General features: G+C 56.6%; 13 protein-coding genes, 2 tRNA genes and 1 rRNA gene. 4 read left to right on the forward strand and 12 right to left on the reverse strand.

From position 1 onward, the window contains the following. The first annotated feature begins 72 nt into the window (after positions 1-72). Complete coding sequence (ppiC, locus tag INF68_RS00320; RefSeq protein WP_008501570.1) at positions 73-354, forward strand: peptidylprolyl isomerase PpiC; 282 nt, start codon at positions 73-75, stop codon at positions 352-354. Positions 355-447: 93 nt separating this feature from the next. On the opposite strand, the gene ilvC is transcribed toward ppiC, so the two are convergent. Continuing rightward, positions 448-1,923: a ketol-acid reductoisomerase gene (gene ilvC / locus INF68_RS00325; RefSeq protein ID WP_023333828.1), complete on the reverse strand. Its 1,476-nt coding sequence runs from the start codon at positions 1,921-1,923 to the stop codon at positions 448-450. A gap of 152 nt (positions 1,924-2,075) precedes the next feature. Here ilvC and ilvY point away from each other — a divergent pair, with 152 nt between their 5' ends. Next, positions 2,076-2,966 carry an HTH-type transcriptional activator IlvY gene (gene ilvY, locus INF68_RS00330; protein WP_109846500.1) on the forward strand — a complete coding sequence of 297 codons (891 nt, stop codon included), beginning with the start codon at positions 2,076-2,078 and terminating at the stop codon, positions 2,964-2,966. A 45-nt stretch (positions 2,967-3,011) separates the two neighbouring features. Here the strand turns inward: ilvY and ilvA are convergent, their stop codons facing one another. The 7 genes from ilvA to ilvL form a co-directional block, all read right to left on the reverse strand. After that, a complete protein-coding gene (gene ilvA, locus INF68_RS00335; protein WP_126787384.1) occupies positions 3,012-4,556 on the reverse strand; it encodes a threonine ammonia-lyase, biosynthetic in 1,545 nt (514 codons plus the stop codon). A gap of 2 nt (positions 4,557-4,558) precedes the next feature. Next, positions 4,559-6,409 (reverse strand): dihydroxy-acid dehydratase, encoded by a 1,851-nt coding sequence (gene ilvD / locus INF68_RS00340; RefSeq protein WP_109846501.1) that lies wholly within the window; start codon positions 6,407-6,409, stop codon positions 4,559-4,561. Between the two features lie 60 nt (positions 6,410-6,469). Further along, positions 6,470-7,399, reverse strand: coding sequence for a branched-chain-amino-acid transaminase (gene ilvE, locus INF68_RS00345; RefSeq protein ID WP_023309654.1), 930 nt, complete (start codon positions 7,397-7,399; stop codon positions 6,470-6,472). 18 nt (positions 7,400-7,417) lie between these two features. Further along, a complete protein-coding gene (ilvM, locus tag INF68_RS00350; protein ID WP_109846502.1) occupies positions 7,418-7,681 on the reverse strand; it encodes an acetolactate synthase 2 small subunit in 264 nt (87 codons plus the stop codon). Next, positions 7,678-9,324: an acetolactate synthase 2 catalytic subunit gene (gene ilvG, locus INF68_RS00355; RefSeq protein WP_048703488.1), complete on the reverse strand. Its 1,647-nt coding sequence runs from the start codon at positions 9,322-9,324 to the stop codon at positions 7,678-7,680. The genes ilvM and ilvG overlap by 4 nt, the downstream gene beginning before the upstream one ends. A gap of 2 nt (positions 9,325-9,326) precedes the next feature. Continuing rightward, positions 9,327-9,377, reverse strand: a complete 51-nt coding sequence (ilvX, locus tag INF68_RS00360; RefSeq protein ID WP_166792073.1) for a peptide IlvX — start codon at positions 9,375-9,377, stop codon at positions 9,327-9,329. Positions 9,378-9,463: 86 nt separating this feature from the next. Beyond that, on the reverse strand, positions 9,464-9,562 hold the full coding sequence (gene ilvL, locus INF68_RS00365; RefSeq protein ID WP_001311244.1) for an ilv operon leader peptide: 99 nt from the start codon (positions 9,560-9,562) through the stop codon (positions 9,464-9,466). A 341-nt stretch (positions 9,563-9,903) separates the two neighbouring features. Between ilvL and INF68_RS00370 the strand changes: the two genes are divergently transcribed. Next, on the forward strand, positions 9,904-11,424 hold the full coding sequence (locus INF68_RS00370) for a YifB family Mg chelatase-like AAA ATPase (RefSeq protein WP_126787361.1): 1,521 nt from the start codon (positions 9,904-9,906) through the stop codon (positions 11,422-11,424). A 30-nt stretch (positions 11,425-11,454) separates the two neighbouring features. Here INF68_RS00370 and INF68_RS00375 read toward each other — a convergent pair whose 3' ends face one another. Further along, on the reverse strand, positions 11,455-11,793 hold the full coding sequence (locus INF68_RS00375) for a DUF413 domain-containing protein (protein WP_023309658.1): 339 nt from the start codon (positions 11,791-11,793) through the stop codon (positions 11,455-11,457). A gap of 118 nt (positions 11,794-11,911) precedes the next feature. On the opposite strand from INF68_RS00375, the gene hdfR reads away from it, so the two are divergent. Next, positions 11,912-12,733 (forward strand): HTH-type transcriptional regulator HdfR, encoded by an 822-nt coding sequence (hdfR, locus tag INF68_RS00380; protein ID WP_023309659.1) that lies wholly within the window; start codon positions 11,912-11,914, stop codon positions 12,731-12,733. Positions 12,734-12,831: 98 nt separating this feature from the next. On the opposite strand, the gene INF68_RS00385 is transcribed toward hdfR, so the two are convergent. From INF68_RS00385 to rrf, 3 genes are all read right to left on the reverse strand, one after another. Next, positions 12,832-12,907, reverse strand: a tRNA-Trp gene (locus INF68_RS00385). A 53-nt stretch (positions 12,908-12,960) separates the two neighbouring features. Beyond that, a tRNA-Asp gene (locus INF68_RS00390) sits at positions 12,961-13,037 on the reverse strand. A 55-nt stretch (positions 13,038-13,092) separates the two neighbouring features. Then, a 5S ribosomal RNA gene (rrf, locus tag INF68_RS00395) occupies positions 13,093-13,181 on the reverse strand; the annotation flags it as partial.

The raw sequence follows: 13,181 nt of genomic DNA on the forward strand, positions 1-13,181 counted from the left end.
ATGAAAGTCAGGAGGGGAGAATAACAGCGTGGTAGTATAGCGAGCCTAATCCATACCACTCAAGGCACGATCATGGCAAAAACAGCAGCAGCACTGCATATTCTTGTTAAAGAAGAGAAACTGGCTCTGGATCTTCTGGAGCAGATCAAAAACGGCGCCGACTTCGGCAAGCTGGCGAAGAAGCACTCCATCTGTCCGTCAGGCAAACGCGGCGGCGATCTGGGTGAATTCCGCCAGGGTCAGATGGTACCGGCGTTCGATAAAGTGGTGTTCTCCTGCCCGGTGCTGGAGCCAACCGGCCCGCTGCACACGCAGTTCGGCTACCACGTGATTAAAGTGCTGTATCGGAAATAAACAGCAAGGCCTTCTCTAAGAGAAGGCCTTTAATGTTTGCACCCTCTCCCCGTGGGAGAGGGTCGGGGTGAGGGCATCAGCCCGCACCTGGTGTTAGCCCGCTACCGCGATACGTTTCATATCGGTCATGTAGCCACGCAGTTTATGGCCCACTTTCTCGATCTGGTGGCTGCGAATCGCTTCGTTCACATCGCGCAGCTGCGCGTTATCCACGGCACCTTCCGCAATCGCTTTACCCAGATCGCCCGTCTGCAGAGTGGTCATAAACTCTTTCAGCAGCGGTACGCATGCGTAAGAGAACAGGTAGTTACCGTATTCTGCCGTATCAGAGATCACCACGTTCATTTCGTACAGACGCTTACGGGCGATGGTGTTCGCGATCAGCGGCAGCTCGTGCAGAGATTCGTAGTACGCAGACTCTTCGATGATGCCGGAATCCACCATGGTTTCGAACGCCAGCTCAACGCCTGCTTTCACCATCGCGATCATCAGTACGCCTTTATCGAAGTACTCCTGCTCGCCGATTTTACCTTCGTACTGTGGCGCGGTTTCGAACGCGGTTTTACCGGTCTCTTCACGCCAGGTCAGCAGGTTTTTATCGTCGTTCGCCCAGTCCGCCATCATGCCGGAAGAGAATTCGCCGGAGATGATGTCGTCCATGTGTTTCTGGAACAGCGGTGCCATGATGGTTTTCAGCTGTTCAGACAGCGCGTAAGCACGCAGTTTTGCCGGGTTGGACAGACGGTCCATCATCAGCGTAATACCGCCCTGCTTCAGCGCTTCGGTGATGGTTTCCCAGCCGAACTGAATCAGTTTTTCCGCGTAGGCCGGGTCGGTACCCTCTTCCACCAGCTTGTCGAAGCACAGCAGAGAACCGGCCTGCAGCATGCCGCACAGAATGGTCTGCTCGCCCATCAGGTCAGATTTCACTTCGGCAACGAAAGAAGATTCCAGCACGCCCGCACGGTGGCCGCCGGTCGCCGCTGCCCACGCTTTGGCAATCGCCATGCCTTCGCCTTTCGGATCGTTTTCCGGGTGAACCGCGATCAGGGTCGGCACGCCGAAGCCACGCTTGTACTCTTCACGTACTTCGGTACCCGGGCACTTCGGCGCCACCATCACCACGGTGATGTCTTTACGGATCTGCTCGCCCACTTCAACGATGTTGAAGCCGTGGGAGTAACCCAGCGCGGCGCCGTCTTTCATCAGCGGCTGTACGGAACGCACAACGTCAGAGTGCTGTTTGTCCGGGGTCAGGTTAACCACCAGATCCGCCTGCGGGATCAGCTCTTCGTAGGTGCCCACTTTGAAGCCGTTTTCGGTCGCTTTACGCCAGGAAGCACGCTTCTCGGCGATCGCTTCTTTACGGAGGGCGTAGGAGATATCCAGACCGGAGTCACGCATGTTCAGGCCCTGGTTCAGACCCTGTGCGCCACAGCCGACGATGACCACTTTTTTACCCTGAAGGTAGCTCGCGCCATCGGCAAATTCGTCGCGCGCCATGAAGCGGCATTTGCCCAGCTGCGCCAGCTGCTGGCGCAAGTTCAGTGTATTAAAGTAGTTAGCCATGGGTGATACCTCGTGATGTTGTGTGTCTTATTGTTCGGTTCGCGTTTCAGCGAGAATGTACCCACATTACAACAGGAAATTTATTGCGGAAATTGATATATTCACAACGTCATGTTGCAATTTTTGCAATGTAAAAAGAGGGAGTGGAATCGGTGGATTTACGCGATCTGAAAATGTTCCTGCACCTGGCGGAAAGCCGCCATTTTGGCCGCAGCGCCCGGGCGATGCACGTCAGCCCCTCCACGCTTTCACGCCAGATCCAGCGGCTTGAGGAAGACCTCGGCCAGCCGCTGTTCGTGCGCGACAACCGCACCGTCACCCTCACGGAAGCGGGTGAAGAGCTGCGCATTTTTGCCCAGCAGACGCTGTTGCAGTACCAGCAGCTGCGGCACTCGATTGACCAGCAGGGGCCGTCACTTTCCGGCGAGCTGCATATTTTCTGCTCCGTCACCGCCGCCTACAGCCATCTGCCGCCCATCCTTGACCGCTTCCGCGCGGCCCATCCGTCGGTTGAAATTAAGCTCACCACCGGCGACGCCTCCGACGCAATGGAAAAAGTGGTGACGGGCGAAGCGGATCTCGCCATCGCCGGAAAACCCGAAACCCTGCCGGGCGCGGTGGCATTCTCGATGCTGGAGAATCTGGCGGTGGTACTGATTGCCCCGGCGCTGCCCTGCCCGGTGCGTAATCAGGTGTCGGTGGAAAAACCGGACTGGTCGACGGTACCTTTTATCATGGCCGATCAGGGGCCGGTGCGCCGCCGCATCGAGCTGTGGTTCCGCCGTCAGAAAATCAGCAATCCGTCGATTTACGCCACGGTCAGCGGCCACGAGGCGATGGTGTCGATGGTGGCGCTCGGCTGCGGCGTGGCGCTGCTGCCGGAAGTGGTGCTGGAAAATAGCCCGGAACCGGTGCGCAATCGCGTGATGATTCTGGAGCGCAGCGACGAGAAGACGCCGTTTGAGCTTGGCGTGTGCGCACAAAAAAAGCGGCTGCATGAGCCGCTAATTGATGCGTTCTGGAAGATATTGCCGAACCACTAAAACCGGGTGGCGCTGCGCTTCCCCGGCCTATATGCAGCTCGTCCCTTAGCCCGCGAGGAAGAAGCGGAACGCCGGGTTATGGGTTTCGTCGTGACATTCATAACCCAGCTCGTTCAACCGCGTTTCGAAATCCGGCTCGTGCTCGCCCAGTTCGAACGCCGCCAGCACGCGGCCGTAGTCGGTGCCGTGGCTGCGGTAGTGGAATAGTGAAATATTCCAGTGCGTGCCCAGCGTGTGCAGGAACTTGAGCAGCGCGCCCGGCGATTCCGGGAACTCGAAGCTAAACAGACGTTCCTTGAGCGGCTTTGATGGACGCCCGCCGACCATGTAGCGCACGTGCAGCTTCGCCATCTCATCGTCAGAAAGATCGACCACGCTGTAGCCGCCCTCATGCAGCAGGTTGAGGATCTCTTTGCGCTCCTCGACGCCGCGGCTCAGACGCACGCCGACAAAAATGCAGGCGTCTTTGGCATCGGCAAAACGGTAGTTGAACTCCGTCACCGAACGGCCGCCCAGCAGCTGGCAGAACTTCAGGAAGCTGCCCTTCTCTTCAGGAATCGTCACCGCCAGCAGCGCTTCCCGCTGTTCACCCAGCTCGCAGCGCTCGGAAACGTAGCGCAGACCGTGGAAGTTCACGTTGGCGCCGGAAAGCACGTGCGCCAGACGCTCGCCGCGAATGTTGTGCTGGGCGATGTATTTTTTCATCCCCGCCAGCGCCAGCGCGCCGGAAGGTTCCGCCACCGCGCGCACATCCTCGAACAGATCTTTCATCGCCGCGCAGATGGCATCGCTATCAACCGTGACGATATCGTCGAGATACTCCTGGCACAGGCGGAAGGTTTCGTCGCCAATGCGCTTCACCGCCACGCCCTCGGCAAACAGCCCGACGCGCGGCAGGTCCACCGGATGACCCGCATCCAGCGCCGCTTTGAGGCAGGCAGAGTCTTCCGCTTCAACGGCGATGACTTTGATCTGCGGCATTAGCTGTTTGATCAGTACCGCCACGCCTGCGGCTAAGCCACCGCCGCCAACCGGAACGAAGACGCGGTCTAGATGGGCATCCTGCTGCAGCAGTTCCAGCGCCAGCGTGCCCTGCCCGGCAATCACCATCGGGTGGTCGAACGGCGGCACCCAGGTAAAGCCCTGCTGCTGCGCCAGCTCAATCGCTTTGGCTTTGGCTTCGTCAAAGTTGGCGCCGTGGAGCAGCACTTCGCCGCCGAAACCGCGCACCGCGTCGACTTTGATATCTGCGGTAGCAACCGGCATCACGATCAGCGCCTTCAGCCCCAGACGAGCAGACGAGAACGCCACGCCCTGGGCGTGGTTGCCCGCAGACGCGGTAATCACGCCGCGCGCTTTCTGCTCGTCGGTCAGCCCGGCCATCATCGCGTAGGCGCCGCGCAGCTTAAAGCTGTGCACCGGCTGTCGGTCTTCGCGCTTCACCAGAATGATGTTGTCGAGGCGCGAAGAGAGTTTTTCCATTTTCTGCAGGGGCGTGACCTGCACGGCTTCATAGACCGGCGCGCGCAGTACCGCTCTCAGGTATTCCGCCCCCTCAGGGGCGGCGGATAAGGGTTGTGACTCGGCCATCATTAGCCCCCAAGTTTAGATTTATCGCGCACCGCGCCTTTATCTGCACTGGTGGCAAGGCTCGCGTAGGCGCGCAGGGCGAAGGAGACTTCACGCTGGCGGTCTTTCGGCGTCCAGGCTTTGTCGCCTCGGGCTTCCTGCGCTTCACGACGGGCCGCAATTTCCTGGTCGCTCAGCTTCAGCTGAATGCCGCGATTCGGAATGTCGATTTCGATCAGGTCGCCATCTTCGATGATGGCAATGTTGCCGCCGCTTGCCGCTTCAGGGGAAACGTGGCCGATAGAGAGGCCGGAGGTACCGCCGGAGAAACGCCCGTCGGTAATCAGCGCACACGCCTTACCGAGTCCCATAGATTTCAGGAAGGTGGTTGGGTAGAGCATCTCCTGCATGCCCGGGCCGCCTTTCGGCCCTTCGTAGCGAATAACAACCACGTCGCCTTCCACCACTTTGCCGCCAAGAATCGCGTCTACCGCTTCATCCTGGCTTTCGTACACCTTCGCCGGACCGGTGAATTTCAGGATGCTGTCGTCCACGCCTGCAGTTTTCACGATGCAGCCGTTTTCCGCGAAGTTACCGTACAGCACGGCCAGACCGCCGTCTTTGCTGTAGGCATGTTCCAGCGAGCGGATGCAGCCTTCGGCGCGGTCATCGTCCAGCGTATCCCAGCGACAATCCTGCGAGAATGCCTGGGTGGTACGGATACCGGCAGGACCGGCGCGGAACATCTTTTTCACCGCGTCGTCTTTGGTCAGCATGACGTCGTACTGGTCCAGCGACTCAGGCAGCGTCAGGCCAAGCACGTTTTTCACGTCACGGTTCAGCAGTCCGGCACGATCCAGCTCACCGAGAATACCGATTACGCCACCGGCACGGTGTACGTCTTCCATATGGTACTTCTGGGTGCTCGGCGCGACTTTACACAGCTGCGGGACTTTGCGGGACAGCTTGTCGATGTCGCTCATGGTGAAGTCGATTTCGGCTTCCTGCGCGGCGGCCAGCAGGTGCAGAACGGTGTTGGTGGAGCCGCCCATGGCGATATCCAGCGTCATCGCGTTCTCAAACGCGGCCTTGCTGGCGATGTTGCGCGGCAGCGCGCTGGCGTCGTCCTGCTCGTAGTAGCGTTTGGTCAGCTCAACGATGCGCCTACCGGCGTTGAGGAACAGCTGCTTACGGTCGGCGTGGGTCGCGAGCAGCGAGCCGTTGCCCGGCTGAGAAAGACCCAGCGCTTCGGTCAGGCAGTTCATGGAGTTAGCGGTAAACATACCGGAACAGGAGCCGCAGGTCGGGCACGCGGAGCGTTCCACCTGGTCGCTCTGCTCGTCAGAGACTTTCGGGTCCGCGCCCTGGATCATCGCATCGACCAGGTCGAGCTTGATGATTTTGTCGGAGAGCTTGGTTTTCCCCGCTTCCATCGGGCCGCCGGAGACGAAGATCACCGGAATGTTCAGGCGCAGGGAGGCCATCAGCATCCCCGGGGTGATTTTGTCGCAGTTGGAGATGCAGACCATCGCATCGGCGCAGTGGGCGTTAACCATATATTCTACGGAGTCGGCGATCAGCTCGCGCGACGGCAGTGAATAGAGCATGCCCCCGTGCCCCATCGCGATACCGTCATCCACCGCAATGGTGTTGAACTCTTTCGCCACGCCGCCGGAGGCTTCGATTTGCTCGGCAACCAGCTTACCGAGATCGCGCAGGTGCACGTGGCCCGGTACAAACTGGGTGAAGGAGTTCACCACGGCGATAATCGGCTTGCCGAAATCGGCGTCGGTCATTCCGGTGGCGCGCCACAGCGCGCGGGCTCCCGCCATATTACGGCCGTGGGTGGTGGTGGCTGAACGATACTTAGGCATGCTTTATTAACTCCCGTCTGACTATTTAATGGGACGGTGCGTGCCGTCCCAAATTTATGCTTAGTGATTAACCTGATCCAACCAGCCGTATTTATCTTCTGTTTCGCCGGTGAAGAGGCCAAAGAACGCTTGCTGAATACGTTTGGTGACCGGACCGCAGCGGCCTTCGCCCACCTGGATACCGTCCACGCTGCGTACCGGCGTGATTTCAGCCGCCGTGCCGGACATAAACACTTCATCTGCCAGATACAGGGATTCGCGGGACAGTACCTGCTCGCGCACTTCAATACCCAGATCTTTCGCCAGCTTGATGATGGCGTCACGGGTGATGCCCGGCAGCGCGGACGAGGTGAATGGCGGCGTAAACAAAATGCCGTCTTTCACTTCAAACAGGTTTTCACCCGCACCTTCAGAGATGTAGCCATTTACGTCGAGGGCGATCCCTTCCTGATAGCCGTGGCGGCGCGCTTCGCTACCGACCAGCAATGAGGAGAGGTAGTTACCGCCTGCCTTCGCGGCGGTCGGGATGGTGTTTGGCGCCACGCGATTCCAGGAAGAGACCATTGCGTCGATCCCCTGCTCCAGGGCTTCTGCACCCAGATAAGCACCCCACGGGAACGCGGCAATGATCACATCGGTGGTATAGCCCGCTGGCGGGTTCACGCCCATACCGACGTCACCCACGAAGACCAGCGGACGGATATAGGCGCTGGTCAGGTTGTTTTTACGGATCACGTCGCGGCAGGCTTCCATTAGCTCATCAACGCTTTGTGAAACCGGGAAACGATAAATTTTGGCTGAGTCATGCAGACGCTGCATGTGTTCGCGATGGCGGAACACCACTGGCCCTTTGTGAGAATCGTAGCAGCGGATGCCTTCAAATACGGAGGTACCGTAGTGCAGCGCGTGGGACATCACGTGGACCTTCGCGTCCTCCCAGCGAACCATCTCACCGTTGAACCAAATGTAATCAGCTTTTTTTGTCGTCATTTTTTCGTCCTGTCACGCTTAAGCGCGGATTTGTTTTGATGTGGTTGTGCTCTGGCAGATGGCAACATGGGCAACGTCTACCAGCTTTGATAACTGACTAAACAGTAAGTCGACCGACCGCGGGCTGGCAACGGTTAATTCGATACTGATATTCCGGGCGTCAGTGGCCGTCTCCATATTCATAGAGCAAATCTGAAAACCACGATGACGCACCACGCGCAAAACGCGCTCTAAGGTTTCCGGGTTGAAGCGAGCCTGTACGGCGACCTGATGCTGCATCATGATAATTTCTCCATCATTTGTGAGTTACTGGCACCTGGCGGTACCAACGGCCAGACGTTCTCGAGTTCGTCGATTGAGACATGAAGCAGGTAAGGCCCATCGCTGTTCAGCATGGTGTCGAGCGCCGCTTCAACCTGATCTTTACGGGTGATGTGCTGACCAGGGATGCCGAAGGCGCTGGCCAGGGTGAGGAAATCGGGGTTATCGGTGAGCGTCGTTTCGCTGTAGCGCTCCTGGAAGAACAGCTGTTGCCACTGGCGAACCATCCCTAAACGCTGGTTGTCGAGCAAGACGATCTTCAGCGGCAACTGCTTGCGCTTAACGGTGCCGAGCTCCTGAACGTTCATCATGAAGGAGCCGTCACCGGAGATACAGATAACGGTATCGTTAGGGCGAGCCACCTGCGCGCCAACGGCTGCTGGCAGACCGAAGCCCATGGTACCCAAGCCGCTAGAGGTGATGAAGTTTTCCGGGCGGGTGTAGGTCATGTGCTGCGCGGACCACATCTGGTGCTGGCCTACGTCGGTGGTGACGACGCTGTCAGCCGGTTTACGGTCGGACAACTGCTTCAACAGCAGCGGCGCGTAGATGGCCTCGCCGGGGTGGTCGTAACGCCAGGCGTGCTCGGCGCGCATATCAGCGGTGTGCTGACGCCATGCGTTGATATCCAGCGGCTGCTGCAATGCTGGTAACAGCGCGTTGAGATCGCCCTGCAAGGCGACATGCGCCTGACGCAGCTTGTTCATCTCCGCCGGGTCGATATCCATATGGATGACTTTGGCGTTCGGCGCAAAGGTATTCAGCTTGCCGGTGACGCGGTCGTCAAAACGGGCACCTACGGCGATAAGCAAGTCGCACTCCTGCACCGCCAGGTTTGCCGCTTTGGTGCCGTGCATCCCCAGCATGCCCAGATAGTAGGGGTAATCCGCGTCGACTGCACCGAGACCTTTCAGCGTGCAGGTCGCTGGCATCTGCGTTGTTGCGATAAATTCGCGCAGGGCAGGAACGGCCTGCGCCATGCCGACGCCACCGCCGACGTACAGCATTGGCTGTTTCGCCTGGGCCAGCATCTGACGGGCCTCTTCAACTTCCGCTTCCGGAAAGGCATCGTCGCTTTCAACGGTAGAGAAGTGCGGTTCCAGCTCGCCGAGTGCCACCTGGATATCTTTCGGGATATCAACCAGTACCGGACCGGGACGACCGGAGTTTGCCACGTCGAACGCTTCTGCCATTACGCGCGGCAGCTCTTCCAGAGACTGGACGAGGAAGCTGTGTTTGGTGCAGGCCAGCGATAAACCGAGGACGTCGACTTCCTGAAAAGCATCGGTACCGATGAACGGAGACGCCACCTGCCCGGTGATGGCGACAACGGGAACGGAATCCAGCAGCGCGTCAGCCAGGCCGGTGATCAGGTTCGTTGCGCCCGGGCCTGAAGTCGCCATACACACGCCGGTTTTACCGGTCGCGCGGGCATAACCGATGGCTGCCATCGCTGCGCCCTGCTCGTGTCGGCACAAGAGATGTTCCACGCCGCCGTCATACAGTGCATCGTAAATCGGCATAATTGCGCCACCCGGATAACCGAATACGGTTTCGACTCCCTGCGCGCGCAACGCATGTACTACCCACTGTGCCCCATTCATAGTTAGTTCCCCGTCATAAATCGGGAGAAACAGAATTTTGTGCTAGTCGTCATTCTCTGCTCCTCATTTTCGTTTTTTAGTCATAAAAAAACCCCCGGACCTTTCGGTGCGGGGGTCTTAGTTCGTTAAGGCTTGATTTCTAAGCCTTTCCTCGTCCAAGTGCAGCCCCGCACGGTGGGATAATAATCACCACCACGCTAATCACGACCAGGCTAATCACTCGTAGAAGGGCTGTCATTTTCAGTTCTTTTTGCATCTTGTTCGAAGGAATACCTAAAGAGTTATCACAGTTTTTAAATCAAACACAAGATTTATTTATGACGGATTTGATTAGGCAGCGAATTATATTTCTTAAAACCGTTGTTTTATATACGGAAATTAGAAAATGAATATTTTTCATTTTTTCACTGCTGTTCTTACCGTCAAAACGGGGCTTTTTACATTCTGCGAGGAGGTTTCCACGGTTATGCAAGGGTTTCAGTGTGCGCTTAAAATCTCTGAACGGGTGGCGTACATTCGCAAAATGACACTAAACAGACAAAATCGGCGCTGGCATAGTTACACCAGGAGGTAGTGCAAATGTCACTGTCAGTTGTTTATACGCGTGCGGCTCTCGGGGTAAAGGCACCGCTTATTTCCGTCGAGGTTCATTTGAGCAATGGGCTACCCGGACTCACTCTTGTCGGGTTACCTGAAACGACGGTTAAAGAGGCCAGGGATCGCGTTCGCAGCGCAATAATAAATAGCGGTTATACCTTCCCAGCGAAGAAGATCACCATCAACCTTGCCCCCGCCGATCTGCCTAAAGAGGGGGGACGATACGATTTACCTATCGCAATTGCCCTTCTCGCGGCTTCTGAGCAGCTTAATACGACACGGCTAGGCTCGTATGAGTTCGTTGGCGAACTCGCGCTTACAGGCGCGTTAAGAGGCGTTCCCGGTGCGATATCGGGAGCGCTGGAAGCCATACGAGCAGGACGGCAAATCATTGTCGCCAATGAAAACGCATCAGAAGTGAGTCTTATCGCCGAGAAGGGGTGTCTCATCGCAGGGCATTTACAGGAAGTTTGTGCCTGGCTGGAAGGGCGCCATGAACTGTCCGAGCCGGAGGAGTGTGATGATGCTATAGCGGATTCACCAGAGGATCTCAGCGAGATTATGGGACAGGAGCAAGGGAAACGGGCACTGGAGATTACGGCTGCAGGTGGACACAATCTTCTGTTAATTGGCCCGCCGGGTACGGGTAAAACCATGCTGGCAAGCAGGTTGAGTGGGTTACTTCCACCGCTCAATAATCATGAAGCGCTGGAAAGCGCCGCCATATATAGCCTTATCAGTTCGACGTCGTTGCAAAAACAGTGGCGCCGTCGTCCTTTTCGTTCCCCGCATCATAGCGCTTCACTGACGGCAATGGTCGGCGGCGGGGCGATTCCGGGGCCGGGAGAGATCTCGCTAGCACACAATGGCATTCTGTTTCTTGATGAGCTGCCTGAATTTGAGCGCCGCGTGCTGGATGCACTGCGGGAGCCCATTGAATCCGGTGAGATACATATCTCACGCACGAGAGCCAAAATAAGCTATCCCGCACAGTTTCAGCTGGTCGCGGCGATGAATCCCAGCCCGACGGGTCACTACCAGGGCAACCATAACCGCTGTACGCCAGAGCAGACGTTGCGTTATCTGGGTAAGTTATCCGGCCCGTTCCTTGACCGTTTCGATTTATCCCTCGAAATTCCCCTTCCCCCGCCGGGTCTGCTCAGGCAAACGAGCATAACGGGTGAAAGCTCAGCGGAGGTACGCGAGCGGGTGATTGCAGCCCAGACGCGGCAGTACGCTCGTCAGAACAGGCTGAATGCGCGGCTGGATAATGTCGGGATCCGGCAGTTTTGTTCTCTTAACGTCGAAGATGCGGGATGGCTGGAGGAGACGTTGACGCGGTTCGGGCTGTCCATACGTGCTTGGCAGCGTTTGCTGAAGGTGGCCAGAACTATTGCTGACGTAGAGGGGTGCACTGACATTGAGAGGAAACATTTGCAGGAGGCGCTGAGCTACCGCGCTATCGATCGTTTGCTGCTGCATTTGCAGAAATTGCTGGCATAAAAAAAGGGGCCGTAGCCCCTTCTTTTCATTTTAGTCATCAGACTCGGTGTAGTCTTCTGCACCTTCCATCTGCGGCTTGCCGCCAGACAGCGTATGGAAGCGTTTTGGACGCTTAATGCGCGCCATGTATTTGATCCATACACGTTCCGCTTCAGACTCCGGCTCACGCTCACCACGGCAAACAGAAACAAACTGTTTTTCGTCTTCGGTTGCAGGTTCACGCTTACCCAGATCCAGCTCGTTAAAGGCATAACCATGGCGCTCAAGCAGTTGAGCTTCTTTGATGGTGAAATCGCCGTGACGAGAGAACCCGCGCGGATAATGTTTATTGTCGAAAAAACGATTAGTCGTCGTAAAGCTTTCCGCCATCCTACACGCTCCTAATTCTTTGGCCGAGCTATTTATGGCGCGGAGTATTAGTTACGCTTGACAGAGTGTAAAACAAAACATTTAAATCATAACGACAAATAATTTTGCGGAGAAAGATGTGGATACGGAATTGCTTAAAACTTTCCTTGAAGTGAGCAGAACACGCCACTTTGGGCGAGCAGCTGAAGCCCTTTACCTGACGCAGTCAGCAGTCAGTTTTCGTATTCGACAGCTGGAAAATCAACTGGGTGTGAATCTTTTTACCCGCCATCGCAACAATATTCGCTTAACGCCTGCCGGTGAGAAACTGCTGCCGTACGCAGAAACGCTCATGAATACCTGGCAGGCGGCACGTAAAGAGGTGGCACATACTTCGAGGCACAATGAGTTCTCGATAGGGGCCAGCGCTTCTCTGTGGGAATGCATGCTAAGTCAGTGGCTTACCCGGCTGTATCATTCACACGGCCACCTGCAATTTGAAGCGAGAATTGCACAGCGGCAGTCGCTGGTTAAGCAACTTCATGAGCGCCAGCTTGATCTTCTGATCACAACCGAAGCCCCCAAGATGGACGAATTTAGCAGCCAGATTGTGGGCCAGTTTGGCCTGGCGCTTTATGCGTCTGAACCGTCGATGATGAAGGCAGACCTGACCTATTTACGCCTGGAATGGGGGCCGGATTTTCAGCAGCACGAGACGGGACTGATTGCACCTGATGATGTTCCGCAGTTAACGACCAGCTCGGCAGAGATCGCCTGCCAGCAGCTGCCCCTGCTGAAAGGTTGTACCTGGTTACCTGTTCGCTGGGCAGACACTAAAGCAGGGCTGCACACCGTGATGGATTCAACCACGCTTACCAGGCCGCTGTATGCAATTTGGCTGCAAAACAGTGATAAGCAATCACAGATAAAAGATCTGTTAAAAATCAATGTAATGGATTGATGCATCAGCCAGCAGGGATGCTGGCTGAAAATTAAGAAGAGAATTTTCTGCAGTATTTCAGGCAAAAAAAATCCTTTGCCGAAGCAAAGGATTATATTTGGCAGGGGCGGAGAGACTCGAACTCGCGACACCCGGTTTTGGAGACCGGTGCTCTACCAACTGAGCTACGCCCCTAAAGTTTTTTGCCATTAAGCCTGCCAACAAGGCAGGCTTAATGTCTTAATAAGTGGCGGAACGGACGGGACTCGAACCCGCGACCCCCTGCGTGACAGGCAGGTATTCTAACCGACTGAACTACCGCTCCACCGAAGACTGCTGTAACCACCGGATATATGCACCGGCTTACTACTTAATTTGATGCCTGGCAGTTCCCTACTCTCACATGGGGAGACCCCACACTACCATCGGCGCTACGGCGTTTCACTTCTGAGTTCGGCATGGGGTCAGG

The organism is Enterobacter cloacae complex sp. P16RS2 (assembly GCF_014982155.1).
Classification (GTDB): Bacteria; Pseudomonadota; Gammaproteobacteria; order Enterobacterales; family Enterobacteriaceae; genus Enterobacter; species Enterobacter cloacae_M.

What these genes read in the sequence shown, in the direction of transcription:
- ppiC (WP_008501570.1), top strand. Translation starts at nt 73, where the DNA reads ATGGCAAAAACAGCAGCAGCACTGCATATTCTTGTTAAAGAAGAGAAA.
- ilvC (WP_023333828.1), bottom strand. Translation starts at nt 1,923, where the DNA reads ATGGCTAACTACTTTAATACACTGAACTTGCGCCAGCAGCTGGCGCAG.
- ilvA (WP_126787384.1), bottom strand. Translation starts at nt 4,556, where the DNA reads ATGGCCGAGTCACAACCCTTATCCGCCGCCCCTGAGGGGGCGGAATAC.
- ilvD (WP_109846501.1), bottom strand. Translation starts at nt 6,409, where the DNA reads ATGCCTAAGTATCGTTCAGCCACCACCACCCACGGCCGTAATATGGCG.
- ilvE (WP_023309654.1), bottom strand. Translation starts at nt 7,399, where the DNA reads ATGACGACAAAAAAAGCTGATTACATTTGGTTCAACGGTGAGATGGTT.
- ilvM (WP_109846502.1), bottom strand. Translation starts at nt 7,681, where the DNA reads ATGATGCAGCATCAGGTCGCCGTACAGGCTCGCTTCAACCCGGAAACC.
- ilvG (WP_048703488.1), bottom strand. Translation starts at nt 9,324, where the DNA reads ATGAATGGGGCACAGTGGGTAGTACATGCGTTGCGCGCGCAGGGAGTC.
- ilvL (WP_001311244.1), bottom strand. Translation starts at nt 9,562, where the DNA reads ATGACAGCCCTTCTACGAGTGATTAGCCTGGTCGTGATTAGCGTGGTG.
- INF68_RS00370 (WP_126787361.1), top strand. Translation starts at nt 9,904, where the DNA reads ATGTCACTGTCAGTTGTTTATACGCGTGCGGCTCTCGGGGTAAAGGCA.
- INF68_RS00375 (WP_023309658.1), bottom strand. Translation starts at nt 11,793, where the DNA reads ATGGCGGAAAGCTTTACGACGACTAATCGTTTTTTCGACAATAAACAT.